This is a genomic window from Clostridium pasteurianum BC1 (genome assembly GCF_000389635.1).
Taxonomy (GTDB): Bacteria; Bacillota; Clostridia; order Clostridiales; family Clostridiaceae; genus Clostridium_I; species Clostridium_I pasteurianum_A.
Genome location: NC_021182.1, coordinates 204,184 through 229,682, shown reverse-complemented (window position 1 = coordinate 229,682; position 25,499 = coordinate 204,184). Strand labels below are relative to the sequence as shown.

Below are 25,499 nucleotides of genomic sequence, written 5' to 3'. Positions count from 1 at the left end.
TCATTACTGCTTCCTTCCCAATAATTTAAATAATGATTACTTTTATATTAATTTACTAGTATATTTTATCAAAAAAATATACATTTATCCATATTATACTATAAAATATAAAATTCATGTTTTTAGATTATTAGTACTTATTCACATTATCCACAATTTACATGTTATTAACTTGTGTAAATTCGTAATTTTCTATATTAATTACATATAATCAGTAATTTATCTTATTGAGTTGTCCACATTGTCCACAGAATTGTTGATAACTTGTGGATAATAAGTTGATATTGCTTTTAGTATCCACTTATTTTTAGATATATTATTGTTTTTCAACAAGTCTCGCGTTAATTATAAGTCTATGGGTTGCAATTCTTATAGGCGTGCACGTAATAAGAGTCATTGTAGCATCTGAAGTTGGATTTAAAACTTCCACATGATCAGGGGTTACAACACTAATATTATATACTTTATAAGTATAAGTACCACTTTTAGCTTGTACATTAATTATGTCACCATTTTTAATTTCACCTAATCTATTAAAATATTCACTATAAGTATAGCTTCTATGTCCTGCTACGCAAAAATTTCCTTTTTGTCCTGGCATAGCTGTTCCCTTAAAATGCCCTACTGCATATTTTAAAGTGCCTAAATCAACGCCCTCTCCTATAGCTACTTTTAAATTTATCTTTGGTATTGTAAGTACTCCAATAGCAGCTTTAGTATCTGCTGGAGGTTGTGCATCTGTACTTGCATCTGCATTGGGTTTCTTATCTTCCTGAGCAATTGTCCTTTGAAAATCATTAATCATTGCATTTTCCTTATGTGCTGCCCATAATCTCATACCTATTGCTGAAGAAATTACTATTATCCCCGCCGCAATAAGAATACCTCCAACTATTTTAAATTTTTTCATCACTTTTACCTCCATTACTTTTATTGCTTATACTTTTATTACTTGCATTAATAATTAGAATGAAAAACACCATTCCAGAGATATATACTTCAATAATCTCTATTAATAATGGAATATCCATTAAACAACATTATTGTTATTATAGCACTCCATATATACCTTAATCGATTTGTAAAATATAAATTACTTTTTTTTTAAATACTATTAACATTTACTCAATAAAATAGTATTATTATATTATAGAATAGTTAATATGATAATGAAGGGCGGGTGGTTTATAATGAAAAATAATATTGTATATGTAGATTTTAATGAGAGGAAAGTTTTATTAGCCCATAATACTTCATTTTTTAATAGGATAAAGAAATTCATAAAAAAATTATTTATAGCTAATAGATTTAAAAGCAAAAAAGATGCTTCCACTTGTAAACGTATACCTAAAAAGAGATACTTTTCTTAATAAAAATTTTTTATTAAAATAGTAATTAACCGGTTAATTTAATCCCGGTTAATTCTTTATCTTATAAAGCAAGGGATTATCTCAAAATTCTAAATTCATGAAAGTTTTGTATAAATACTTGAAACAATTGATGTAAAAACAGGATTTAGTATTGAAATTATTTTTATTTCTTATGCTAAATAATTTAATTTTGCAAGTTAACTGAAAAATATTTGATGAAAAAACTATTTTGAGTCAGACCCAATATATTTATTTTTGTGGAGGTACTATATGAGAATAGGACTTGGATATGATGTACATAAATTGGTATCAGATAGAAAGCTTATACTTGGTGGAATTGAAATAAATTATATCAAGGGCTTATTAGGACATTCGGATGCTGATGTACTGCTGCACGCTATAATGGACAGTATATTAGGAGCTGCTGCCCTTGGGGATATAGGTACTCATTTTCCTGATAATGCTGATAAATACAAAGGTATAAGTAGCCTTACCTTGCTAAATGAGGTTGGAAAACTTATACAGTCTTCAGGATATAAGGTAGGCAATATAGATGCCACAATAATAGCTCAAAAGCCTAAAATGAGCCCATATATACCTGAAATGAGAAAAAATATAGCTGACACTCTTAATATATCCTTAGCTAAAGTAAATGTAAAAGCAACTACTGAAGAGGGGCTTGGATTTACAGGCAGTGGCGAAGGGATCTCTTCTCAAAGCATATGTCTTCTGGAGGAAATATAATTCAAATTAAAATAGTGTTGGATACTATTTTTGTAATAACTTTCTATTATAAAAAAAGTCATATGAATTTTAAAATTCATATGACTTTTTTTTAATTAGCCTCATTATTTTTATATAATATATTACTAATTAACTTCTAAATGCTTTATGTTAAATATTTATATAATCTGGATTAAAATCTACACAAAGTATATAATCCTCACCTGAAGTATTTTTAAAATAAGCTGAAATCGTTATACAAAGATTACCTGTAGCCAATGAAACATAGGGTTCTGTTACATATTTATTTAAATGCATACTCTTTGGGAAATAATAGTATTTCTTTAGTGCATGATTTGTTCCCTTTTTAGCTGGTTGAAATATAAGAGCCTTTTGGGATAGCATATTTTTACATCTGGTTGCCGTATCGGTAACCTGATATCCATCATTGTCTAGAATATATACACATTCCAATATAGAGTAATCTTCCACTATTTTGTCTATTGTATTATCATAATTCTTTTTATTTTCCTTAACAAGTTTATCTATAATATTATTTATTATATTATCATAATCTTCATGCGCTTTTTCTTTTGCATTTATCTCTTCTATCATGTAGTCCTTATAACCTATAGATAATTGTTTAGTTTTTTCTGTTATCTCTGATAAATTAACATTTTCTATATTAATAGCTTCCCTAAATACTGATCCTTGAATCATATCAGCACCTAATTCCATAACTACCATGGCTTCTGCCTCAGTTTCTATTTCTTCAGTAACCACAAGAGCTCCAACTTTTTTAGATAAGTTTATAAGTGATTTGAATATTTCCTGTTTATAATAATTATAGGATATCTCCTTAGTTATTACACTGTTAATTTTTATTATATCTGGTTCTACATAAGAAATCATATCCAGATTAGCAAAACCTGCTCCCAAATCTTTAAGTGCAATTAAAAATCCTCTGCTCCTATAAAAATTAATGAATTTTTGCATAGCTTCTATATCATCTATTTTTTCTGCAACTATTTCCAACACAATATTTTTAGGTTCTATTTTATATTCATTTACCACATTTAACAAAATTTTAGAACCTATATATTTATCTATTATGGATATATTTATATCAATAAACAATAGAGCTTCTTTATTATCTTTGTACACATTTACAAAACTCCCCAAAGCCTTTTCCCTGTATAATCTATCTAGTTCTATGGCTTCCCCTTCTTTTGATGCATAAGTCAATAAATAATCTTTATTTATAAATTTACCATTATCATCTAAAGAACCTGTAAATAAAGCCTCAAGTCCTATAACTGATTTTTTTATTACAGATACTACCGGTTGAAATACCAATTTAACACTTTTCTGTTCTATTATATTATTTATATTCAAGCTTACGCCTTCTTTTTTCGTATCCAAAATTCAGCCCGCCTTCCTTTTTTTATTACTATCATAAGTATATTATATTTGTACAATTAATACTGTGCAACATTATTTGTTGTTTTTTACTTTTAAATTGGCTAAATATTATATTTTTTATGCATGGAAATTTATCAAAATATAGATTTTAAAGCTATTTTTTTGTTATATAAAGCAAAAACATATATAAATAAATTCTAATTAGTGAAAGTTTATTTTCTCAGTTTCTATTCATCACGTAAATATAATAAAATAAATTATTAATATATTTCTTTTATTATATGATTTAGATAACTTTAATATAATTCCTTTTAGTCCAGGCGAAAGTTTAATCTTTATATGTCTCAATATTGCTTTTATATCCTCATCTTTTATTTGTAGAAAAAGTTTATTCCCAGTTTTATTTTTAAAGAAATCTCTATCATATTTTTCTGTATACTGCCATAAACCATTTTTAAATCTGCTTAAATGCATAGGATTTTTTATTTCTTTAAAAGCCTTTGAATATAATATATAGATTTATATTTATTATTCTCTTTATTTATATTTTTAATTTCTATAAACATTAAATCTTCATAGGTTATTTTAGCCATATCTATAGCTTCTACCATACCTGTTATTTATTCTAAGATGTTTTACGCTAGTTATATTATACAAAAAAAACAGTACACCTTCATCATAAATATACTAAAAATTAAAGATGTTTTAAAATTGCAATTTAAAACATCTTTAAGGCTACTGACTATAATATTATTCTAATTTTTTTCTAAACTGAACCATACTTATAACTAAAAGGATTATCCCAAATGTAAATAGTATTATTACATCATTAATCATATAATTTATACCAATACCCTTTAAAACTATATCTCTTACAATATTTAAGAAATAGGTAAGAGGTATAAAATAACTTATGATTCTAATGATCCACGGCATGGCCTCTCTAGGAAAAACGAATCCAGATAGAAGTACACTTGGAAGTAATATCATAAAAGTCATTTGCATGGCTTGAAGCTGCGTTTTAGCTGCTGTGGATATTAATATACCTATTGCTAACGCGCATATTACAAAACCTATGCCAAGAAAAATTAAAAGAAGCATACTACCTCTAATAGGCACATTGAAATAATAAAATCCCAAAATCATTGAAAGCAAAAAGTCACAAATACCAATTAGAATATATGGAATAAGTTTCCCAAGTATTATTTCCCCAGATTTTAAAGGTGAAACCACTAGCTGTTCAATAGTTCCTCTTTCCTTTTCTCTTACAAGTGCAAAAGCTGTAAGAAGTATAGTAACATTTTGCATGACAAGTCCTATAAGTCCTGGAATAGTATAATTTCTATTCTTTAAATCTGGATTATATAATACCTTAGTAGTAAAATTTACACCAGCACTATTTATATTTTCATTAATTTTCGCCATATTTTTACCAGCCAAATTTATACTGTAGTTTTCTCCCGTCAATATTCCTCCACTTAATGCAGTTCTTGCTGTAGTTGGATCTGAACCGTCTATTATAAGTTCTACAGAAGGCTTTTCACCCTTATCTAGTTTTAATCTATAATCTGATGGTATAATGATAGCTGCATGTATCTTTCCGTTGTTTATTTCACTATTAATATTGTCTATATTATTTTCTTCACCTGTAATCTTAAAATACTTTGTATTTTCAAAACTCTTTATAAGTTCTCTACTTTCAGTTGTATTACTCATATCTAATACTGCCGTATTTATATTATCCAGTTCTGTATTAACTGCGTATCCAAACAAAATCATCATCATTATTGGCATCATTATTGCAATTACAAGACTTGCCCTATCTCTTTTTATTTGTATAAATTCTTTTTTTACAACGGAGAAAAATCGCTGAAAATTCATTTTAATTTTTCCTCCTTTACTACAAATTTTAATTCCTCAAAAGAAGTTTTTACTTTTTCTTTTGTTTCTCTTTCCACATACTTAACAAATACATCCTCTAAATTATATACCTTTTCTCTTTCAATAAGCTCTTTTGGTGAACCCTTAGCGATAAGCCTGCTATTGAATATAAATGCAAGCTCATCACAGCTTTCAGCCTCATCCATATAGTGTGTAGTTACAAGTATAGTGATTCCCATAGCAGAAAGCTTATGAATAACCTCCCAAAATACTCTTCTTGAAACAGGATCTACTCCTGCTGTTGGCTCATCTAAAATTAAAAGTTTTGGCTGATGAATTAAAGCACAACCTAAGGCTAGTCTTTGTTTCCAGCCACCAGAAAGTGTTTTTGTTAATACTCTTTCTCTACCTTTAAGTCCTGCCAAAGCAATTATACCTTTCTTTCTTTCGTCTCTATCATTCTTATTTAGACCGTAAATTCCTGCATAAAAATCCAGGTTTTCATTTACAGTTAGATCTTCATAAAGACTAAACCTTTGAGACATATATCCTATGTTCTGTTTAACTTGTTGATTTTGTGTACCTATATCATAGCCAAGTACCTTAGCGCTTCCTTCTGTAGGAGCTAAAACTCCACAAAGCATTTTAATGGTTGTAGACTTACCTGAACCGTTTGGTCCTAAAAATCCAAATATCTTCCCCTTTGGTACATTAAAGCTTATATGGTCTACAGCTAATATGCTACCAAATTTTTTTGTAAGGTTATCTATTTCTATAGCGTTCATAAATTTCACCTCACCTCTATTTAATTTCAGCATCTACCATTGTTCCAACAGACACTTTATCTATACTGCTTAATGATATTTTTACTTCAAATACTGTTTTTTGCTTCTCATCTTTTGTTTCCGTATTCTTAGGCGTAAACTCTGATTGTGGTGATATATATGTTATCTTTCCTTCACCTAATTTTTTATTATCATCATAAATTGGAACGTTTTCATTCAAACTTACATTATTTCGCTTGCTTTCTTCTACATAAACCTTAATATATTTATTATTTAAGTCTATAATTTTAGCTATATTCATACCTGGTGACGCCATTTCACCCTTATGAAGGAGCACTTCCAAAACTGTTCCTCCTATACTGGACTTAATCGTACACTTATCTACTTGAAGCTTTGCTAAATCTAAAGCGGCCTGCGCCTGATTCACAGACGCCTGGGCTGAATTCTTTACATTGTCACTTGCATTTTCCGGTAAATCCCCTTGCTTGGCCTTTGTAATAGCAAGCACAGCTTCTGATTCCTTTTGCTGCAGTTCATAGCTTGTAGAATCTATAGACGCTATTTTGTCTCCTTCCTTTATTGTACTTCCTTGAGTTATCGGTATATCTGTGATTTTTCCAGATAGTTCTGAAACTATGTTATAACTTTCTGCCTCCACTGTTGAAGTATATCTGTTGTCCGTTTTAGAAGATGAGTTTGCAGCTTCGCAGGCTGCAAGAAGCACGATACTAAATGCCATAAAAACAACTATTGATAATTTTTTCATATAAATCACCCCTTGTATAATAAATTTTTTTTATTTTACTCAATATTTATTGAATAGCATATGCATTTACCTTACCTAAAAAACATCACTGCTTTTTCAATCCATTTATAACAATGTCAATTATATTATCTAATCCAGAATAATCTTCCGATTTGTTATCTATAATAATATAATTTTGTATTACATAGGATAATACTATTCCAAGTATGGCTGTTTCTGCTGCATCCAAATTCACTTCTCTAAATTTGTTTTTTTCAATACACATTACTACAAACTTTCTTATTATGGCCTTTGCTTTAGGCAATATATTTTTTATAATGTCTTCCCGGAGCTCAGAAGAAAATTGCATCTCTGTAAACATTATTTTCATCATATCTTTATATTTCTTTATAAGTTCGATTCTGTTTATTATTATCTTTTTTAATATTTCTTTTTCATCTTTGTCTTTATTTTTCTCCAAAAGTTTAGACAATTGATTATCTATAAGATTACTCCCAATAAAAACAGTGAATTTATTTAAAATGCCTCTAAGCAAATCTTTCTTTGTCTTAAAATACCTAAAGATTGTACCCTCCGCCACTCCTGCTTCCCTTGCTATTTCACTGGTTGTAGTGCCATTATAGCTCTTTTCTGCAAATATCTTTATAGCTGCTTCTAAAATCACCTGTTCTTTACTTTCCCTTACCACTTATATTCCTCCAATACATACAAGACATCCTCAAATCATACACCGTTTTGGCTTCATATTTATTTTCACATGCTTAAATTTCGTATTATCTTGTAATGAGTGATTACTCACTTTTATTTTATTATAAAATCCTATATCTGTAAAGTCCTATATAAAATTTTTATTAATACCAATTGCAATTGGTATTATACAATTTATACATTAAATATTCATAAATTTTTGCATAGACATTCAGAGTAAAAATACTCTAAAACTGCATTGTTTTGTTAAAATCTTTTTTATATGTGCCCAAATTGCAGTAGTAATAAATTTACTATTGACATTGCAATTCTAAAGTGTTATTTTTTTAATATACAAGTGAATAAGCTCTTCAGGGCGGGGTGAAAGTCCCCACCGGCGGTATAGCCCGCGAACCGTAATGGTTGATTCGGTGAAACTCCGAGGCCGACAGTATAGTCTGGATGAAAGAAGATGAACGTATTTTTATATAAGATTATTAGATTCGTAGATTTATTTGCAAATAATGATTTTATATATAATATAGCTAATTAGCAGCCCTGAAAAACTTTTTCAGGGCTTTTTTTATTGTTAAAAAATGAGATTGACCTGAAATAAAAATTCTCCTGAAATTTAAAAATTTTATTCAAAATTTGGAGGTGTTTTCTTGAATGTAGAATATATGAAGCATGCACTGGAACTGGCCAAGAAAGGTACCGGCTATGTAAATCCCAACCCATTAGTTGGCGCTGTTATTGTGAAAAATAATAAAATTATTGGTGAAGGCTATCATCACATCTACGGTGGAGACCATGCAGAGATAGATGCTTTTAAGAATTCCACAGAAGATGTTACTGGAGCCACTATGTATGTTACCCTAGAACCTTGTTCCCACTATGGAAAAACTCCACCTTGTGCCAAAACTATTGTAGAAAAAGGTATTAAAAAAGTAGTTATAAGTTTAAAAGATCCAAATCCATTAGTATCTGGTAGGGGAATAAAAATTTTGCAAGAAAATGGCATAGAGGTAGTTACAGGTGTTCTTGAAACTGAAGGAACAAAACTCAATGAAATATTTCTGAAATATATTACTTCAAGGCTTCCCTTTTGTATAATGAAAACCGCCATGACCTTAGATGGAAAAATTGCTTCTTATACTGGGGATTCAAAATGGATTACAAATGAAGCTTCCAGAAATTTTGTACATAAAATAAGAAATAAAGTTTCTGGAATTATGGTAGGAATAGGCACAATTTTAGCAGATAACCCTTTTTTAACTACAAGATTGGAAAATGGAAATGATGCTGCAAGAATAATTATTGACAGTAGTGCAAAAATACCTTTAGATGCCAATGTACTCACCCTTAAATCTAAAGCAAAAACAATTATTGCTACTACAGAACAGGCAGACGAAAAAAAGTTAAAGGCCCTAGAAACTATAGGTGCAGATATTATAGTAACTCCATTAAAAGAAGGCAAAGTCAATCTTAGTTACCTTATGAAGATGCTCGGGGAAAATAAAATAGACAGTATTCTTTTAGAAGGCGGCAGCACTTTAAATTATTCTGCTCTAGATGAAGGCATAATAGACAAAGTGTATACATTTATATCCCCTAAATTTATAGGTAGTGACACAGCGAAAACCCCCGTCGGTGGACATGGAATACCACTTGTTAAAGATGCTATTAAACTAAAAGACATAAGTATTCACAGATTTCAAGAAGACATGATGATTGAAGGATACTTAAGAAAAAACGATTGATTTTTTATAAACATGTAAAAATCTAATAGATTATGGGTTTAAGAAATAAAAAATTATTGAAGGAGGAAAATTCTAGTGTTCACAGGATTAGTAGAGGAAATAGGCACCTTAGAAAGAATAATTAAAGGTTCTAAATCCGCTAAAATTACAATAAAAGCGCATACTGTACTAGAGAATCTGAAGATTGGAGACAGCATAAGCACTAATGGTGTATGTCTCACCGTTGTGGACTTCAGTAAAGACCATTTTACAGTAGATGTTATGGCTGAAACTATTAGACGAAGTAATTTAAAGAATCTATCTATCGGTTCTAAAGTTAACCTTGAAAGAGCTTTACAGTTAAACAGTCGTTTAGGTGGACACATTGTAAGTGGTCATATCGATGGCATTGGAGTTATAAAAGACTATAAAAACGAAGATAATGCAGTATGGATTACCATTGAAGCTTCTCCTGAATTATTAAAATACATCGTAGAGAAAGGCTCTATCGCCATTGATGGAGTAAGTCTTACTGTAGCCTATGTTGATGATAAAGCTTTCAAGGTTTCAATTATTCCTCATACTAAGGATGCAACCTCTTTACTGGAAAACAAGATTGGTGATGAGGTAAATCTCGAATGTGATGTAGTTGGTAAATATATAGAAAAATTTTTAATCTTAAAGGAAGATAATTTACCCTCACAATCAAAAGGTATTGATTTAGATTTTTTAGCTTCAAATGGATTTATGTAATGAGGGTCTGACCCTAACCATTAAAACTTATTCTAAAAATAATAAAAAGAAAGGCAGGTGAAAATCCTGATTTACAGTTAATAATAAAGAATTTTCTTAAAGATAGCTTTTTAAAATCAGGATTACTTATATGTATAAATTTAATAGTATTGAAGAAGCCATAGAAGACATTAGAGCTGGCAAAATGATAGTAGTAGTAGATGATGAAGATAGAGAAAATGAAGGTGATCTCATAATTGCGGCTGAAAAAGTTACACCTGAAGCCATTAATTTTATGGCTAAATATGCTGGTGGCCTTATTTGTACCCCAATTGTAAATGAAAGACTAAAAGAATTAAATATAGGTTTAATGGTAGAAGAAAATACAGAATCTCACAATACTGCTTTTACAGTGTCCGTAGATGGTATAAATACAACTACAGGAATTTCTGCCTATGATAGAGCTGAAACTATACTAAAAATGATTGATCCAAATTCAAAAGAGGAGGATTTCAGAAGACCTGGACATGTATTTCCTTTGGCAGCTAAACCTTGGGGCGTATTAGAGAGAACCGGCCACACTGAAGCCGCTGTGGATTTAGCAAGACTTGCTGGTCTTTATCCTGCTGGTGTAATTTGTGAAATAATGAATGAGGATGGTTCTATGGCACGAACTCCTAATCTTATGGAATATGTGCAAAAACATAATCTAAAAATTATAACCGTGGCTGATTTAGTTGAATACAGAAAAAAGAATGAAATTCTTATAAAAGCAGTAACTGAAGCAAAACTGCCTACAAAATACGGTGAATTCAAAATTATAGGCTATGAAAATGCCATAAATGGCGATTCTCATGTAGCATTAGTAAAAGGAGATATATCCTCTGACTCTGAAGCACCACTGGTAAGAATACATTCTAAATGTTTAACTGGAGATGTATTTGGATCTTCAAGATGCGATTGTGGAGAGCAACTAGAAGCTGCTATGAAAAAAATTGAATCTGAGGGAAAAGGCATTATTCTGTATATGGACCAAGAAGGAAGAGGTATAGGTCTCTTAAATAAATTAAAAGCCTATGCACTTCAAGATGAAGGTATGGACACCGTAGAAGCAAATCTAGCATTAGGTTTTCCTGCTGATTTAAGAGAATACTGGGTTAGCGCACAGATATTAAAGTATTTAGGTGTAAATAAAGTTAATCTTATGACAAACAATCCTAGAAAAATAAATTCTCTTTCTAAATATGGTATAGAAGTAATTAATAGAGTCCCTATACAACTTCATTCTAATGAGAACAATGAATTTTATTTAAAAACAAAAAAAGATAAATTGGGTCACTTGTTGGATTTTTAAGTTTTAAAAACTGATGTGACATTTATAAAATAATAAAAATAAAAAAGGTAGGTGAAAAATCTGATTTAATAATTATCCACTGGTGAATAAGAGTACTAACATTTATTTTCTAGTGCTCCAAAGTCATTAAGTTTTACGATAATTATAGAACAGATAATATTATGAAAACATACGAAGGTAAATTAATAGCTAGCAATTTAAAGTTTGGAATTATTATAGGAAGATTCAATGAATTTATTGGTGGAAAGCTTTTGACTGGTGCTCTTGATGGATTAAAAAGACATGGAGCTGAAGATGATGATATAAGTGTTGCTTGGGTTCCAGGTGCTTTTGAAATTCCTCTTGTTGCAAAAAAAATGGCAAAGTCACAAAAATATGATGCAATCATATGCCTAGGTGCTGTAATACGAGGTGCTACTCCTCATTTCGATTACGTATCTAATGAAGTATCTAAAGGAGTTGCTCATGTATCTCTTGAAACAGAAGTTCCAGTAATTTTTGGAGTTCTTACTACAGACACTATTGAGCAAGCTATTGAAAGAGCTGGTACTAAAGCTGGCAATAAAGGCTATGACGCTGCTGTTACAGCTATAGAAATGGCAAACATGCTAAAAGAATTTTAAGCTTTCTACAAATATTAATTTAAAATGAGGTTAAAAAAACAGTATAACGTATATATTGGAAATGTATATATATTTATTTAATCAAATCATGCATGTTTTCTATATGTTCGATAATCACTAACCATAAAAATATTAAGCTTTCAAGTAGTTTATAGATATGCTACCTGAAAGCTTAATGTTTATATATTATAATTTCTTTAAAAGAATATTTCTATGCCAGAGTTGCAACCATTACGGCTTTTATCGTGTGCATTCTATTTTCAGCCTCATCAAAAACTAAGGAAGCTTCACTTTCGAAAACCTCATCCGTTACTTCGAAAGGATCTATTCCAAATTTATCATGTATTGCTTTTGAATCAATAGTATTTAAATCATGAAAAGAAGGAAGACAGTGCATAAACTTAACATTATTATTATTATTAGTCTTTTTTAATAATTCTTTATTTATTTGATAAGGATATAATATTTCCAATCGTTTCTTCCAAACTTCCTCATCCTCACCCATAGATACCCAGATATCGCTATATAAAACATCAGCTCCTAGAACAGCCTTATCTACATCTTCTGTAATTGTTATTTTCCCACCAGTTTCTTCTGCTACTTTTGTACATTCTTCTATAAGTTCAGCTTTAGGAAAAAGTGTTTTTGGAGTAGCTATTCTAAAATCCATTCCCATCTTACAAGCGCCTATCATTAATGCATTAGCAGTATTATTTCTCCCATCACCACAATACACTAAAGTGACTTTATTTAAAGGCTTGTCAAAATGTTCTCTTATAGTCAAAAGATCTGCCAAAACCTGAGTAGGATGATCATCGTCTGTAAGTCCATTCCAAACTGGTACTTTAGCATGCTTTGCCAATATTTCAACCTTTTCTTGTTCAAATCCTCTATATTCAATTCCATCAAACATTCTGCCTAAAACTCTTGCAGTATCCTTGATAGATTCTTTATTTCCTATTGGAGTCCCTGTAGGCCCTAAATAAGTAACGTTTGCTCCCTGATCATAAGCACCTACTTCAAAGGAACATCTTGTTCTAGTAGAATCTTTTTCAAATATCAACGCTATATTTTTACCCTTTAATCTTTGTATTTCTGTTCCCGCTTTTTTGGTGGATTTTAATTCTTCTGCTAGATCCAATAAAAAATTTATTTCCTCGGTAGAAAAATCCCTTAAAGTTAAAAAATTTCTATTCTTTAAACTAACCAATCACATCACCCTTTTACCATTTTATATTTATTCATATTTACGTATAATTATACTACATTTTATAAAAAATTTCAACCTGTATTTGTACAATACTAGATTTTTGCTTAATATTAGTAAAATCCTATCTCTTTTATTGGAATTCAAACAATTTATGAATTCATCTAAACTCATGTGGAATACAAACTCACGTCAAGCAAGCTTCATTGATTATTGATAGTTAATAATGCTATAATCTAGCTATATTACAATTTAAATTTCAATGATACTCCATTGTACGTTTTATATTTTTAAGAAATACCATTGGTTAATTTTATATTCTGCATATTAAATATTAGCATATGATACACTTAATATTCGCTAAAAATATATTTATTATTTGTAAAATAATTTTGATTTTATATTATACAACATTTATTAACTAGCCATAATATTTTTATAGGAGGACATAAAAATGGCGATTAACAAAAAAATCAGATTGACAACAGAAGCTGATACTGCTTCAATTTTAGAAATTTACACTCCATTTATAACTGATACTGTTATTACTTTTGAATATGAGATTCCAACTATAAAATCTTTCAGTGAAAGAATATTTAACATTCAAAAGAAATATCCCTGGCTTGTATGTGAAATTAATCATAAAATTGTAGGTTATGCTTATGCCTCTCAATTTGCTGAACGTGCTGCTTTCGATTGGTCAGTTGAGTTTTCAATTTACATAAATTCAAAGTATCATGGTATGAAAATTGGCAAAGCATTATATTTTAGCTTATTTGAATTATTGAAACTACAAGGTTATTATAATATCTATGCTAAAATTACTTATCCAAATATTAAAAGTGAGGGTCTGCACAAAGCACTTGGCTTTAAACCTGTAGGAATATACCGAAATGTAGCTTTTAAATTTGACAGCTGGCGAGATTTAATATGCTATGAATTAAAACTTATGGATTATCCAAAAGCTCCTGAAACGCCAAAAACTATTGACAAGATAAATAACACTACTGAGTTTGAAGAAATACTACAAAAAGCAGAAAGTCTAATAGAAATTTATAAAGTTAAATAAGTTCATCCCATGCTTCACCGCTGTGATACGCCCCTTTCCAAAGAGGCATACAACAAAACTAAAATTACTTTTCTGGATAATTTATTTTAATTGATGGAAGTACACTCTCCCACCAATTAAGATAAATTGATTAAATTATCACTAAAAATAAGCATAAACACGTACAATTCCTATTCCTTATAATTATTTTCATAGAACTTGTTAATTTTAAAATCTTACAGTGTTACTTTCAATTCCTTAGCTGCCTGCTCTATATTCTCCTTGCCAAGTATTGCGGAAATTACTGCTGCACCGTGGGTTCCTGTTTTTATAACTTCAGACAAATTTTCCTTATTAACTCCACCTATAGCTACTGATGGTATATTTATGCTCTCTACAATCTCCTTTAATCCTGAAATGCCTATGGGTATGTCTATATCCTTTTTACTTCCTGTAAAGAAAATTGCTCCTATACCTACATAATCTGCCCCGTCTCTTTCTGCTTCTTTAGCTTCATCCACATTTCCCACAGATATTCCTATTATCTTATCCTTACCAAGTATCTTTCTGGCTAGCCTAAGAGGCATATCATCCTGTCCAAGATGGACTCCATCAGCATCTATGGCCTGTGCAATATCAATTCTATCATTAATTATAAGTGGAACATTATATTTATCTGTAATTTTCTTTACTTCCAGCGCCACTTTGTAAAATTCTCTGGTAGTTACATCCTTCTCTCTTACCTGTACCATAGTTACTCCGCCTTTTATGGACTCCTCAACAGCACTTTTAAGAGTTCTATCTTTTAAAAATCTCCTATCAGTAACTAAATATAAACTATAATCTATATCCATATGAAAATCCCCTCTAATCTTTTTAAATTATGTGACGCTTAGCCGCCACTAAGCACTGCTACTATCCTAAGAAGGAAATAAAAAATAAGTCTTATTTCCCTAAAAAGGTAATTTTAGAAGATTGAATTATCTCCTCTTCATTTATTTCATATATTGAATCTAAAAGCTTAACTCTAAAACTTCCAGGCGCTTTTGCAGCTTCATAAGCCTTTTCACCGGCAATTCCCATAGAAACTATTGCTGCACAGGTAGCTGTAAATTTATCTTCCTCAGCTCCTACAGTCCCAGCGCAAAGGGCTCCAAGCATGCATCCTGCCCCTGTTACTTTAGTTAACATCTCTACTCCGTTTTCAATTACTGCTATTCTTTTCCCATCGGATACAATATCCTTTTCACCTGTAGCCGCTACCACACAATTATATTTATTAGCTAATGTTATGCAAGCTTCTATTAGACCTTCTTGATTACCTATTGAGTCTACCCCTCTAACCTCTGCTTGTAAACCAGCTAAAAATTTTATTTCGCCAGAATTGCCCTTTATAACATCAACTCTTCCCAGCTGAATAATTTTATCTATTATATCTACTTTTCTTTTGCTTACAGGACATGCAACTGGATCTAATACTACAGGTATATTATGTACCTTTGCAGATATTGCCGCCATAATAATTGATGCCTCTTGTTCCTTTGTAAGAGTACCTAAATTTAAATACAAGGCACTAACTATTTTAGCAAAATCAAAACTCTCATCATAAGCTTCACACATGGCTGGTGAAGCGCCAAAAGCCAGTAGAATATTGGCACAATCATTGATTGTTACATAATTAGTAATGGCTTGTACTAAAGGTACTTTCTTTCTCAGTTTTGTTATAACCTTAGAAATATCCTCAATCATTCTCAAAACCTCCTAAAAATTTCACATTCTTAAATATGACATATATGATTGCAACTGCAATAAATGTAAATACTGTAGGTATACCTAAACTATTATTGTTAAAATAATTATATAATAATATTCCAGCTATAGCTGCTATACCTCCCACAATATTAATATTACCTTTATATCTCTTCTTTAATATATAATTTATAAAAACTACCGTGTACACAGGTACAAATATGCTACCTATGAGGAGCAAAAAATTTTGGTAGTTTTCCATAGGAAAAATAAATGCCAGTGCTGTAGATACTGCACAATAAATTATTATTCCCAAATTATTTCTTTTAAAACTATATATTTGCTTAGAGGATATTACTGCAGAATATATATCTATAAAGGTAGTAGTTACAGTGGCTAAAAGTACTATCAGCGCTGCAATTATTCCTGTGCTTGATAAAAACTCCACTATGTCCTTTCCTGTATATAAGGCTATTGCAAGTCCTAAGGAATACATCAAAACACTTCCTACAAAATATCCCCAAAAACTTGATAGAAAAACTCCCTTACCACTACTACCATCCTTTGAATAATCTCCTATAAGAGGCAACCAGGACACTGGCATTGCTATGGTTATCTCAATTGCAGTAGTAAAACTTATGTTTTGTGAAATTGAAAGAGCCTTTGAACCGTCCATCTTAAAAAATAATAATATGCATAATATTATAAGTATAATAACTGATATATCATTTACTTTTTTAGTATAATTACTAAAACAATAAGACCACAAAAATACCGCTGCAGCCACCACTAAAATACATAAATTTAATGATAACTTTGTTTGCCCGCTTATTGCCCTTCCTCCCTGTATTATCATTATGGCGGACCAACCTATAAGCTGAAGAACATTTAAAAGTGCTACTATTTTACCTCCCAAACCACCAAAGGAATCCCTAACCTTTTCCATAGCATTTCTATTTCCCTTAAAGGATATGTAGCCACCAAAAGCCAAAAACAATGTTCCTATTATGTGCCCAATAAATATTGCCAGTAATCCCTTTTTTATGCCTAATGGTGCTATCATACTTCCTGTATATATTTCAGCTATGGATATGGCCGCACCAGCCCATAAAAAGAACATGGATGAATTTTTTATTTTATTCAAAGTCTACACCGCCTCGTTTGTATAAGTCAATAAAGTGTCCTACTGGTCCTACCCCTTTTCCTATTGAAAAAGAATTTTTTATTGCTTCATTTATATACTGTTTAGATAAATCTACTGATTTCTCTATACTATATCCCTTTGCAATATGAGATGCTATTGCTGAAGATAGTGTGCAGCCTGTTCCATGGGTATTCTTTGTATTTATTCTATCACCCTTTAAAGTAAAAAAACTCTCTCCACTATACAAAATATCATCAGCATCGTTGCATCTATGACCACCCTTAACTAATACATGCTTAGCTCCTGTTTTGGCAATTATTTTTGCTGCTTCTTTCATATCCTCTGCATTGTTTATTTTTAGTCCTGATAAGACTTCTGCTTCTGGTATATTAGGAGTTACTACATCTGCAATAGAAATAAGACTCTTAAGTTCTTCTACAGCTTCTTCCCTTAAAAGAAAATATCCACTTTTAGAAACCATTACAGGATCTACAACTATATTTTTAGCCTTATATTTAATTAGCATATCTTTTATTGTCTTTATAATTTCATTATTTGAAACCATACCTATTTTTACAGCATCTACTTCTATATCTTCAAAAATACATTTGATTTGAGCCTCTATCATCTTTTTATCAACTTCTAGAACATCAAAAACTCCCATGGTATTTTGAGCTGTAACAGCTGTTATAATACTCATAGCGTATACTCCAAGAGCGCTCATTGTCTTTATATCCGCCTGTATACCTGCCCCGCCGCAGCTATCTGAGCCTGCTATTGTCAAAACTTTTTTCAATCTTAGTACACCTCTTCTACAATTCTATTCTCTTCCGTTAAAGTATTCATCAATAACATTTTTAGCTATATTCTTAATAACACTAGCTTCTGCTATAAGATTCATAACTACAATGAATACCATTATTCTTTCTTCTTCTTCACCTTCTAGTTTAGCTTCTTTTATCATATTTTTAAACTCTTTTTCATTAAAATAATCTTTAGCTAAAAAATTATTATAATTTTCCTGCTGTATATTTGAAAAAGCCTTATATGCTATTTCCAAGGATATTATATCATCTTCCCTATCATTAATCTCATTAAACGCTAGTCTAAATACCTTTTTAATCTCTTCCGTAGTTAGAATAGGCCTCATATAACTAAGGAGCAAAAGTTGTACTAAATGATTTTTAGTATATCCTCTTTTTCTCCCATCTTCTGGCTTTGATATAACCTCATTTTTTATATAATTTTGAACTATATTATTAGTATATTTTTCTCCTTTAAATTTATCATTGAGATAATCTGTTACTTGAGATAGAAATAAATCATATCTAGGCAAATCTTCATAGGGTATAACACTTTCTTGGGATATCTCATTTGCCATTTTTCTTATATCATCTATAGTAAAATTCTTATATTTCAATAAAACCACACCTCCTAATTAATATTTTATCCCACAACTATACAATCTAATACTCTCACCTTTAGGTTCATTGCATAAGTAGCTTAAGCAAATTATTTATAAGATTCAGTAATTCAGTTTTCTTTATGAATTATCTTTAAAAGGTCATTGCAACGCATCAAGTATTATTAATTTATCTTCATTATAAGTTATGTAAAAACTTATTACAAGTTATATACTATGTTCAAAATCGACATTTACAGAGATATATTAAGATAAATAAAGCTTTAATGAGATTTACATTAAATAATTAAGTATAATGGCTATAATTAACTTTAAATATGATTATTTTTAAGTTGTAATATAGTATTAAATAACTTATAATAAACTCATGTTCTTATTACTTATCTACATAAATTAGTATATAATATAATTAAGTGAAAGTAATCTTTATTGTAAAGGGGGTGCTTTCAATAAAGCAGAAAAAGCGTCTAATTTTATGTTTATTCCTTACACTAATATTTACCTTTTATAACCTAATATCTCCTGAATTCTTAAACTTTAATTCTAATACTAAATATAATATAGTTTACGGAGCACCTAGAGGTGGTTTTAATGGCGGCAGCTTCAAAGGAAGTTCATCTTCAGGAAGTTCTAAAAGCTATAAGTCCGGCAGCTTTAGCAGTGGTTCCTCCAGCAGCTCCAGTTCTAGTAAAGGAACTTCTGGAAGTACCAGCAGTAATCCTTCAGGGGGTAGTACCAGCAGCAGTGGTTGGTTTGGACAAAATAACAATAATTCAAATCAGGGTTCAACAAAACGTTCCTTTATACCAATACCTATACCTATACCCTTTGGTGGGTCACATTATGGCGGTTATGGTGGTGGATCAATAGCTTCATTTATTTTTAAACTTATATTTTTTATCATAATAATCATAATTATTTACAAAATATTTAAAAAATTTAAAAGATAATTTTTAGGAGGAATTTACAATGGGAGTAATAAACAGATTATCTAATATCTTTAAGGCAAAGGTTAATAACGCATTAGACGAGGTTGAAAATCCAATTGAATTATTGGATCAAAAATTAAGAGACATGGACAAAAGTCTAAATGATGCAAAGCTTTCTTCAGCACAAATACTTGGTAATGTTCATGAAATTGAAAAGAAGCTTGAAAAAGCAAAAGTAGAATCAAAGGATTTTGACGAGAAAGTGAAGCTTGCAATAAAAGCAGGTAATGATGATTTAGCTAAGAGAGCTCTTGAAAGAAAACTTGAAGCTGACAAAAGAATTCAAAGTTTAGAAACAAGTTATGCTGATGCTTCTGCGAAAGCTACAGCCATAAAGACAAAATTAAGAGATTTAGAAGAGGAAATACAAAAAACTAGAAACTACAGAGATGAAGCTGCTGCAAGATACAATAATGCAGAAGCTACTAAAAAGGTCAATGAAGTTCTTGCAAACGTAGATGCCGGTTCAAATAAAATCAATATTGACGATATAGAAAGAAAAATTGAGAGAAAAGAAGCTCTTGCTGAAGGTCTTGGTGATTTACAAGTTGATAATTCTTTAGATAAAGAATTTGAAAAATTAAATGATCTAAATCTTGATGATGAACTTGCAAAATATAAATCTTCCATAGACTCTACAAATTCAAAAGACTCTACAAATTCAAAATAAAAAGTAGGGAGGTCATTATGGGTAAGACAGAAGAATTCATCTCACAAGAAAAAGAATACTATGGCAAAATCTATTCTGACATAGCTTTTGCCATAGATGAAATAAGAGATTTTCTAGATGAGGAAACTCTTAAAAATAGAAAGTATTTTTCAAGACAACCTGTTTTAGACAAGTATATAGAAGTTTTAGATTCTGCAAATCAGGAAAGTAAAAAGAGAGGCTTTATAAAGGGTTTTATTGACGGTGACAAATACATCAACTTACTTCAGTCCTTTAAGGCAGATCATACTGAAGAGCTCAACCAGCTTGAAAAGTGCTGGAAATGTGAATGTTTAAGATGTACTGCTGCCTGTAAATTCGATAGCTGTGATGGTTGTAGAACTGGAAGACGTGTAGCCTACTGTGATCACAAGAGAACTAATGTAGCCTTCTTTGACAATTCACAAAGTGCTATGCTTAACCTTGTAAACAATAATACTGGACAGGAAGACAGATATAATGTACTAGCTGTAGTGCAGGATGCTCTAGAAGATAAAAGATATATATTAATAGAAAATATCCATGATAAAGAACGTTTTATCCTTTACTATTATCCTAAACTTCCAGAGGACACCTATGGTGAAATAACTGATGAAGAAGATTTTAATTTTGCAGCTTCCGCCTACGAAAATGTAGAGAGAAGTTAAGCTAAAAAATGTTAACTAATAAGATTATCATTAACTCAAATAATAATTAAAATCATAGTAAAAGAAGCTGTCTCACAATGCATAGCGAGACAGCTTCTTAACTATTCTACTATTAAAAATAATTATTAAAATCTGATTTTTAATAAACAAATGAGGCCATTCTCAAATTTAATGAATATTTATTCCTTTTGAGACATCCCTTTATTTTATTATACTTTTTTAGATATCTGCAAGTAATTTTCAGAACAATTCCAACAGCATAAAAACATAAATAATTATTTATAATTTTAAACTGAAAAACAAAGTCTCTTTCTATAGATCACTATAAATTTCCATATTGTCTACTGCGTTTTTCACCAATTCATCTATATCCAAAATAGATTCTTCTTTAATAATTTCCCCTAATATGGGCTTTGTCTTTGGGTGCTTTGGTACAAATATGGTACAACAATCCTCATAGGGCAATATAGATGTTTCATAAGTTCCTATTATTCTTGCAGTATCCATTATGTCACCCTTATCACTGGCTATAAGCGGCCTAAATACAGGCCTGTCAGCTGCATCATTACTAACTACAAGTCCTTCCATTGTCTGGCTTGCCACTTGCCCAATACTTTCCCCAGTTGATACTGAATGAATTCCATTTTTTTCGGCAATTTCACAGGCAATTCTCATCATAAATCTTCTCATAATAATTGTAAGTTCATCTTTTCTGCACTTCTCAATTATACTCATTTGAATATCTGTAAATGGTACTACATAAAGAGTTATATTTCCCGTATAGGTTTGCAGAATTCTTGCAAGGTCTTTAACCTTTTCCTTTGCCCTTTCGCTGGTATAGGGATGGCTATGATAATAAACGCAGCTCAGTTCAACACCTCTTCTTGCCATCATATATCCAGCTACAGGTGAATCTATCCCACCTGAAAGCATAAGAAGAGTTCTGCCATTAGTACCATAAGGCATTCCTCCCGCTGCTTTTATCTTTTTAGAATATACATAGGTATTATTTCTTATTTCCACAGTTATCCTGCATTCAGGGCTTTTTACATCTACTGAAACATTCTCTACATTCTCTAATATGTATGCTCCAACCTTCTGATTAATCTCCATAGAATTTATAGGAAAACTTTTATTAGCTCTCTTTGTCTCTATCTTAAAGGTACTCGATCCATCTTCTCTAATTTCTCTAATACATTCTTCATATATTTTTTCCATATCCGTCTCTATCTCTGTAACAATGCAAAGTTCTGCAATACCAAATAATCTCTTAAGTCTGTTTACCAATTCATCTATTTGTTCTGAGTAAATAAACCACCTTCCCTGATCACTTATAAATTCGTAGTCTAATCCCTTTAGCACGTATTTTATATTGTCTCTAAGTTTTTTTTCAAATTTATTCTTATTCAACCCCTTCAAAAATATTTCTGAAGCATATTTAACAAGTATAAGTTTTCTCATATTTTTAATCTCCTTAACATTTGCAAACCGCTATTAAGCTTTTCTATAGTATAATCTACTTCATCAAAAGAATTATACTCATTGAAACTAAATCTTATGGCTCCTTCAATTTCATTATTACTTAATCCTATAGATTTAAGTACATGGCTCATCTTATGTCTTTTAGCAGAACATGCCGAACCATTGGAAACGTAAATTTTATATTCTTCAAGATAGTGCAGTAAAACCTCTGCTCTCACACCTTTAAAGGAAACATTTAGTATGTGAGGAAGATAGTCATCGGCTATTTCACTATTTATCCTAATATCCTTAATATTCTTTAATTTATCTATAAAATATTTCTTAACAGCCTCTACACTTTTATAATTATTTTTAATATTTTCATATATTTTTTCTGATGCTTTTGCCATACCACAAATAGCTGGAAGATTTTCTGTACCCGACCTATAATTTTTTTCCTGTCCTCCACCTTCAATTAATACTTTTGGAACAAGTCCTTTTCTAACATAGGCAAAACCGATTCCTCGTGGCCCATGTATCTTATGTCCACTGGCCGATAACAAATCTATATTACATTTATGAACATCTATATTAAGTTTCCCATAACTTTGTACTGCATCTACATGAAATTTTATTCTACTGCTTTTTTCTTTAATTATCTTTCCTATAGTCTCCAGATCCTGTATCACTCCAATTTCGTTATTTACATGCATGATACTTACAATTTGTGTATCCTTATTTATGCTGCTTTCTAATGCTTGTACATCAACTTTACCTCGTGCATCTACATCTAAATAAGTAACTCTTATCCCTTCACTTTCTAGCTGCATACAAGTATTCATAACACTTGGGTGCTCAATCTTTGTTGTAATTATATGTCCTTCACCTTTTACAAAGCCCTTTAAGAGAAAATTATTGCTCTCACTACCTCCTGAAGTAAATATTATTTCCTCCTTAGAAGCATTTATTGACTTTGCAATTATATTTCTTGCCTCATTACACTTTTTTTCCGCTTTAACACCAATACTATATGCCGAGGATGGATTACCGTAGTAATCTTCCATAACATATACCATTTCATCTATTACTTCTTTATATGGCCTGGTTGTTGCGCTATTATCCATATATACTTCCAAACAATCACCTTCTTAAAATATATAGATTCTATTTTCTATTATAAAAATTACAAATATAAAACTGATACCATTTAACCACATAGTTACTATAATATAAGTAATTATGCCGTAATTCAATATTTTTTCACATATTATAAAAAATATTGTAAACATAATATAATCCACATTTAATTTTAACTATTTTATTCTTAATTTCGACAAGAGTTAACATTATGACAAATGAAATTTTTATTTATATTACCTTCATCTGAAAAAGTTATGCACATCGTTCACAGTTGTCCACAGTTTTAAGGATTTAATCCACAGAAACTGTGCATAACTACATAATTACCTACAATACTGATTTTTATAGCATTCAAAAACCTACAAATTTTTTATTCACATTATCCACAATTGGCATGTGTATAACCTGTTTAAAGTATGTGAAAAATCTTAATATATTAAGCAAGAATTATTTCATTTCTATAAGTTCTTCAATAAAAATTTTATATTCTTCAGCTTTATGCTGAGAGTCATAATATATATTAGTTGCCAAAATATCACAATAAGATGCTATAATTATATAGATACTATAGTTACTATACTTGTTAAAAAATTTATTTAGCTCTTTCTTAAATTCATTCTCATTTTTCTTTATTTTATATAAGCTTAAAGGATACATATGTGCTTCTACTACAGTACAGATTAATTCTTGTGCTGCTTTAGGCATATCTAGCTGTTTACACACTTCTCTCATTATATTTTCGCCAGCTATCTCATGACCTGCAAAACTTACCTTATTATCAACTTTTTTATAATTTTTAAATTTCCCTATATCATGCACGAAAACAGCTAATGCTAAAAAATCTATTAATTTGTATCCTTCCATATCCTCACTTAATAATTCTAGATCTAATCCCTGTAATTCTATTTTTTTAGCCTGAATTTCTTTTAATAATTCATAAGCAGCATTCATATGGGTGAAAGCATCCTCTAAATGGTACTTACATTTCCCTATAGTTTTAAGTTCTTTAGTATATGGCAATATATTCTCTAAAATTGAATATTGATCCAATATATTAAAGGCTACACCATTTTTATCTATATTAATAATATGCATAAGTTCTCTTAGTAAGGTATTGCCAAATTTGTTCTTTAAATTTTTACTCTGCTCTTTTATGTGCAATTCAGTATTAATACTAAAGTGCATTCCATATCCCATATAATAGGCAATACCCTTTAGTATACTCAAAGGATGCTTTTCTATACTTTTATCATTAATTTCCTGTATAATTCTTCTCTTAATATGAATTCTTCCTTGATAAGGATCAATAATTTTATTGTCCGTTAATTTCAGGGCCACTGCATTCATTGTATAATCCATATTCTCTAAATATTCTTCTATGCTTTTAAAAGTTAATTTCCATATCTCCACTATGAAGCCTTCATTTTCTATTATTAACACTTTTTTATTATTATAAAATCTAATATTATAGTTTAATTTCTCTTTAAATAATTTAAAAAGCTCATTAATATCCTCACTATAAAGAATTTTCATTTTTTTAATATTGACTTCAGGCTTTATAAGTTTTTCCCTTACATAGTCACCTACTAGATATGCATCTCCGCCTAAATCAATAAGTGCTTTTTTCATTTCTTTTATTATGTTTACCATGTTTACTGCACGTCTCCATTCTAATTTATATAACAATTTATCCGATGACTATCTCCTCTAATACCATCACCGCACTCTGTGAATCGCTTTTCTTGAAGTTAGGTAAAAAGAGTGGCTACGTCCCTGGATAACCATTTACCCTAAAGAACAACGATCTCTAAGTATCATAAATACCTATACCAAGAACTCTGTTTATGATTGTCCATTATTCTCTATAAAATTCATTGATTGTATTATATCATATGGACTG

At 30.3% G+C, this 25,499-nt stretch carries 28 protein-coding genes and 1 riboswitch; of the genes, 10 read left to right on the top strand and 18 right to left on the bottom strand.

The window, feature by feature from the left end; translation table 11 throughout:
• Positions 1–316 precede the first annotated feature (316 nt).
• Positions 317–910, bottom strand: a complete 594-nt coding sequence (locus CLOPA_RS01120) for a class D sortase (protein WP_015613624.1) — start codon at positions 908–910, stop codon at positions 317–319.
• Complete coding sequence (locus tag CLOPA_RS26360) at positions 897–1,031, bottom strand: hypothetical protein (RefSeq protein ID WP_278246026.1); 135 nt, start codon at positions 1,029–1,031, stop codon at positions 897–899. Before CLOPA_RS26360 ends, CLOPA_RS01120 begins: the two co-directional genes overlap by 14 nt.
• 159 nt (positions 1,032–1,190) lie before the next feature.
• Between CLOPA_RS26360 and CLOPA_RS01115 the strand changes: the two genes are divergently transcribed.
• Positions 1,191–1,370 (top strand): hypothetical protein, encoded by a 180-nt coding sequence (locus tag CLOPA_RS01115; RefSeq protein ID WP_015613623.1) that lies wholly within the window; start codon positions 1,191–1,193, stop codon positions 1,368–1,370.
• A gap of 270 nt (positions 1,371–1,640) precedes the next feature.
• A complete protein-coding gene (gene ispF, locus CLOPA_RS01110; protein WP_015613622.1) occupies positions 1,641–2,114 on the top strand; it encodes a 2-C-methyl-D-erythritol 2,4-cyclodiphosphate synthase in 474 nt (157 codons plus the stop codon).
• A gap of 150 nt (positions 2,115–2,264) precedes the next feature.
• On the opposite strand, the gene CLOPA_RS01105 is transcribed toward ispF, so the two are convergent.
• The 7 genes from CLOPA_RS01105 to CLOPA_RS01080 all read right to left on the bottom strand — a co-directional run bounded on the left by CLOPA_RS01105 (position 2,265) and on the right by CLOPA_RS01080 (position 7,635).
• Entirely contained in the window at positions 2,265–3,515 is a 1,251-nt protein-coding gene (locus CLOPA_RS01105) for an EAL domain-containing protein (RefSeq protein ID WP_015613621.1), read from the bottom strand.
• A 234-nt stretch (positions 3,516–3,749) separates the two neighbouring features.
• Positions 3,750–3,989 carry a hypothetical protein gene (locus CLOPA_RS25480; RefSeq protein WP_015613620.1) on the bottom strand — a complete coding sequence of 80 codons (240 nt, stop codon included), beginning with the start codon at positions 3,987–3,989 and terminating at the stop codon, positions 3,750–3,752.
• An 8-nt stretch (positions 3,990–3,997) separates the two neighbouring features.
• Entirely contained in the window at positions 3,998–4,126 is a 129-nt protein-coding gene (locus CLOPA_RS26355; RefSeq protein WP_278246025.1) for a hypothetical protein, read from the bottom strand.
• Between the two features lie 139 nt (positions 4,127–4,265).
• Positions 4,266–5,396, bottom strand: a complete 1,131-nt coding sequence (locus CLOPA_RS01095) for an ABC transporter permease (RefSeq protein WP_015613619.1) — start codon at positions 5,394–5,396, stop codon at positions 4,266–4,268.
• The gene (locus tag CLOPA_RS01090) at positions 5,393–6,181 is read right to left on the bottom strand and encodes an ABC transporter ATP-binding protein (protein WP_015613618.1); all 789 of its coding nucleotides are present in this window, start codon (positions 6,179–6,181) and stop codon (positions 5,393–5,395) included. The genes CLOPA_RS01095 and CLOPA_RS01090 overlap by 4 nt, the downstream gene beginning before the upstream one ends.
• A gap of 16 nt (positions 6,182–6,197) precedes the next feature.
• A complete protein-coding gene (locus CLOPA_RS01085) occupies positions 6,198–6,947 on the bottom strand; it encodes an HlyD family secretion protein (RefSeq protein WP_015613617.1) in 750 nt (249 codons plus the stop codon).
• 85 nt (positions 6,948–7,032) lie between these two features.
• On the bottom strand, positions 7,033–7,635 hold the full coding sequence (locus CLOPA_RS01080) for a TetR/AcrR family transcriptional regulator (RefSeq protein ID WP_015613616.1): 603 nt from the start codon (positions 7,633–7,635) through the stop codon (positions 7,033–7,035).
• A gap of 362 nt (positions 7,636–7,997) precedes the next feature.
• A riboswitch (FMN riboswitch) is annotated at positions 7,998–8,112 on the top strand.
• A 187-nt stretch (positions 8,113–8,299) separates the two neighbouring features.
• Between CLOPA_RS01080 and ribD the strand changes: the two genes are divergently transcribed.
• From ribD to ribH, 4 genes are all read left to right on the top strand, one after another.
• Entirely contained in the window at positions 8,300–9,394 is a 1,095-nt protein-coding gene (gene ribD, locus CLOPA_RS01075) for a bifunctional diaminohydroxyphosphoribosylaminopyrimidine deaminase/5-amino-6-(5-phosphoribosylamino)uracil reductase RibD (RefSeq protein WP_015613615.1), read from the top strand.
• A 75-nt stretch (positions 9,395–9,469) separates the two neighbouring features.
• Complete coding sequence (ribE, locus tag CLOPA_RS01070) at positions 9,470–10,126, top strand: riboflavin synthase (protein ID WP_015613614.1); 657 nt, start codon at positions 9,470–9,472, stop codon at positions 10,124–10,126.
• 130 nt (positions 10,127–10,256) lie between these two features.
• On the top strand, positions 10,257–11,459 hold the full coding sequence (locus tag CLOPA_RS01065; protein ID WP_015613613.1) for a bifunctional 3,4-dihydroxy-2-butanone-4-phosphate synthase/GTP cyclohydrolase II: 1,203 nt from the start codon (positions 10,257–10,259) through the stop codon (positions 11,457–11,459).
• Between the two features lie 161 nt (positions 11,460–11,620).
• Entirely contained in the window at positions 11,621–12,082 is a 462-nt protein-coding gene (ribH, locus tag CLOPA_RS01060) for a 6,7-dimethyl-8-ribityllumazine synthase (RefSeq protein ID WP_015613612.1), read from the top strand.
• 211 nt (positions 12,083–12,293) lie between these two features.
• On the opposite strand, the gene argF is transcribed toward ribH, so the two are convergent.
• Positions 12,294–13,292 (bottom strand): ornithine carbamoyltransferase, encoded by a 999-nt coding sequence (gene argF / locus CLOPA_RS01055; protein ID WP_015613611.1) that lies wholly within the window; start codon positions 13,290–13,292, stop codon positions 12,294–12,296.
• Between the two features lie 451 nt (positions 13,293–13,743).
• Between argF and CLOPA_RS01050 the strand changes: the two genes are divergently transcribed.
• Positions 13,744–14,358, top strand: a complete 615-nt coding sequence (locus CLOPA_RS01050) for a GNAT family N-acetyltransferase (protein ID WP_015613610.1) — start codon at positions 13,744–13,746, stop codon at positions 14,356–14,358.
• Between the two features lie 215 nt (positions 14,359–14,573).
• On the opposite strand, the gene thiE is transcribed toward CLOPA_RS01050, so the two are convergent.
• The 5 genes from thiE to CLOPA_RS01025 form a co-directional block, all read right to left on the bottom strand.
• Positions 14,574–15,191, bottom strand: coding sequence for a thiamine phosphate synthase (thiE, locus tag CLOPA_RS01045; RefSeq protein WP_015613609.1), 618 nt, complete (start codon positions 15,189–15,191; stop codon positions 14,574–14,576).
• 91 nt (positions 15,192–15,282) lie between these two features.
• A complete protein-coding gene (gene thiM, locus CLOPA_RS01040) occupies positions 15,283–16,086 on the bottom strand; it encodes a hydroxyethylthiazole kinase (protein ID WP_015613608.1) in 804 nt (267 codons plus the stop codon).
• Positions 16,079–17,230, bottom strand: coding sequence for a putative hydroxymethylpyrimidine transporter CytX (gene cytX, locus CLOPA_RS01035; protein WP_015613607.1), 1,152 nt, complete (start codon positions 17,228–17,230; stop codon positions 16,079–16,081). The genes thiM and cytX overlap by 8 nt, the downstream gene beginning before the upstream one ends.
• A complete protein-coding gene (thiD, locus tag CLOPA_RS01030) occupies positions 17,223–18,026 on the bottom strand; it encodes a bifunctional hydroxymethylpyrimidine kinase/phosphomethylpyrimidine kinase (RefSeq protein WP_015613606.1) in 804 nt (267 codons plus the stop codon). The genes cytX and thiD overlap by 8 nt, the downstream gene beginning before the upstream one ends.
• A gap of 24 nt (positions 18,027–18,050) precedes the next feature.
• Positions 18,051–18,650, bottom strand: a complete 600-nt coding sequence (locus CLOPA_RS01025) for a DUF1836 domain-containing protein (RefSeq protein WP_015613605.1) — start codon at positions 18,648–18,650, stop codon at positions 18,051–18,053.
• A 416-nt stretch (positions 18,651–19,066) separates the two neighbouring features.
• Between CLOPA_RS01025 and CLOPA_RS24055 the strand changes: the two genes are divergently transcribed.
• Genes CLOPA_RS24055 through CLOPA_RS01010 form a run of 3 tightly spaced genes read left to right on the top strand, consistent with a single transcriptional unit; the run spans position 19,067 to position 20,998 of the window.
• Entirely contained in the window at positions 19,067–19,603 is a 537-nt protein-coding gene (locus CLOPA_RS24055) for an amino acid permease (protein WP_155241849.1), read from the top strand.
• Between the two features lie 19 nt (positions 19,604–19,622).
• Positions 19,623–20,312, top strand: a complete 690-nt coding sequence (locus CLOPA_RS01015) for a PspA/IM30 family protein (RefSeq protein WP_015613603.1) — start codon at positions 19,623–19,625, stop codon at positions 20,310–20,312.
• A 17-nt stretch (positions 20,313–20,329) separates the two neighbouring features.
• Positions 20,330–20,998 (top strand): hypothetical protein, encoded by a 669-nt coding sequence (locus tag CLOPA_RS01010; RefSeq protein WP_015613602.1) that lies wholly within the window; start codon positions 20,330–20,332, stop codon positions 20,996–20,998.
• A 312-nt stretch (positions 20,999–21,310) separates the two neighbouring features.
• On the opposite strand, the gene thiI is transcribed toward CLOPA_RS01010, so the two are convergent.
• The 3 genes from thiI to CLOPA_RS00995 form a co-directional block, all read right to left on the bottom strand.
• The gene (gene thiI / locus CLOPA_RS01005) at positions 21,311–22,459 is read right to left on the bottom strand and encodes a tRNA uracil 4-sulfurtransferase ThiI (protein WP_015613601.1); all 1,149 of its coding nucleotides are present in this window, start codon (positions 22,457–22,459) and stop codon (positions 21,311–21,313) included.
• Positions 22,456–23,595: a cysteine desulfurase family protein gene (locus tag CLOPA_RS01000; RefSeq protein WP_015613600.1), complete on the bottom strand. Its 1,140-nt coding sequence runs from the start codon at positions 23,593–23,595 to the stop codon at positions 22,456–22,458. The genes thiI and CLOPA_RS01000 overlap by 4 nt, the downstream gene beginning before the upstream one ends.
• A gap of 451 nt (positions 23,596–24,046) precedes the next feature.
• A complete protein-coding gene (locus CLOPA_RS00995) occupies positions 24,047–25,285 on the bottom strand; it encodes an HD domain-containing protein (protein WP_242834248.1) in 1,239 nt (412 codons plus the stop codon).
• Positions 25,286–25,499 lie beyond the last annotated feature (214 nt).

Coding starts and splice junctions, on each gene's coding strand:
- ribH (WP_015613612.1), top strand. CDS start 11,621: ATGAAAACATACGAAGGTAAATTAATAGCTAGCAATTTAAAGTTTGGA.
- CLOPA_RS01065 (WP_015613613.1), top strand. CDS start 10,257: ATGTATAAATTTAATAGTATTGAAGAAGCCATAGAAGACATTAGAGCT.
- CLOPA_RS01015 (WP_015613603.1), top strand. CDS start 19,623: ATGGGAGTAATAAACAGATTATCTAATATCTTTAAGGCAAAGGTTAAT.
- CLOPA_RS26355 (WP_278246025.1), bottom strand. CDS start 4,126: ATGGTAGAAGCTATAGATATGGCTAAAATAACCTATGAAGATTTAATG.
- CLOPA_RS01095 (WP_015613619.1), bottom strand. CDS start 5,396: ATGAATTTTCAGCGATTTTTCTCCGTTGTAAAAAAAGAATTTATACAA.
- thiI (WP_015613601.1), bottom strand. CDS start 22,459: ATGAGAAAACTTATACTTGTTAAATATGCTTCAGAAATATTTTTGAAG.
- CLOPA_RS01115 (WP_015613623.1), top strand. CDS start 1,191: ATGAAAAATAATATTGTATATGTAGATTTTAATGAGAGGAAAGTTTTA.
- CLOPA_RS26360 (WP_278246026.1), bottom strand. CDS start 1,031: ATGGATATTCCATTATTAATAGAGATTATTGAAGTATATATCTCTGGA.
- CLOPA_RS01090 (WP_015613618.1), bottom strand. CDS start 6,181: ATGAACGCTATAGAAATAGATAACCTTACAAAAAAATTTGGTAGCATA.
- ispF (WP_015613622.1), top strand. CDS start 1,641: ATGAGAATAGGACTTGGATATGATGTACATAAATTGGTATCAGATAGA.
- thiM (WP_015613608.1), bottom strand. CDS start 16,086: ATGATTGAGGATATTTCTAAGGTTATAACAAAACTGAGAAAGAAAGTA.
- CLOPA_RS01120 (WP_015613624.1), bottom strand. CDS start 910: ATGAAAAAATTTAAAATAGTTGGAGGTATTCTTATTGCGGCGGGGATA.
- CLOPA_RS01050 (WP_015613610.1), top strand. CDS start 13,744: ATGGCGATTAACAAAAAAATCAGATTGACAACAGAAGCTGATACTGCT.
- CLOPA_RS01085 (WP_015613617.1), bottom strand. CDS start 6,947: ATGAAAAAATTATCAATAGTTGTTTTTATGGCATTTAGTATCGTGCTT.
- thiE (WP_015613609.1), bottom strand. CDS start 15,191: ATGGATATAGATTATAGTTTATATTTAGTTACTGATAGGAGATTTTTA.
- CLOPA_RS25480 (WP_015613620.1), bottom strand. CDS start 3,989: ATGCATTTAAGCAGATTTAAAAATGGTTTATGGCAGTATACAGAAAAA.
- CLOPA_RS01010 (WP_015613602.1), top strand. CDS start 20,330: ATGGGTAAGACAGAAGAATTCATCTCACAAGAAAAAGAATACTATGGC.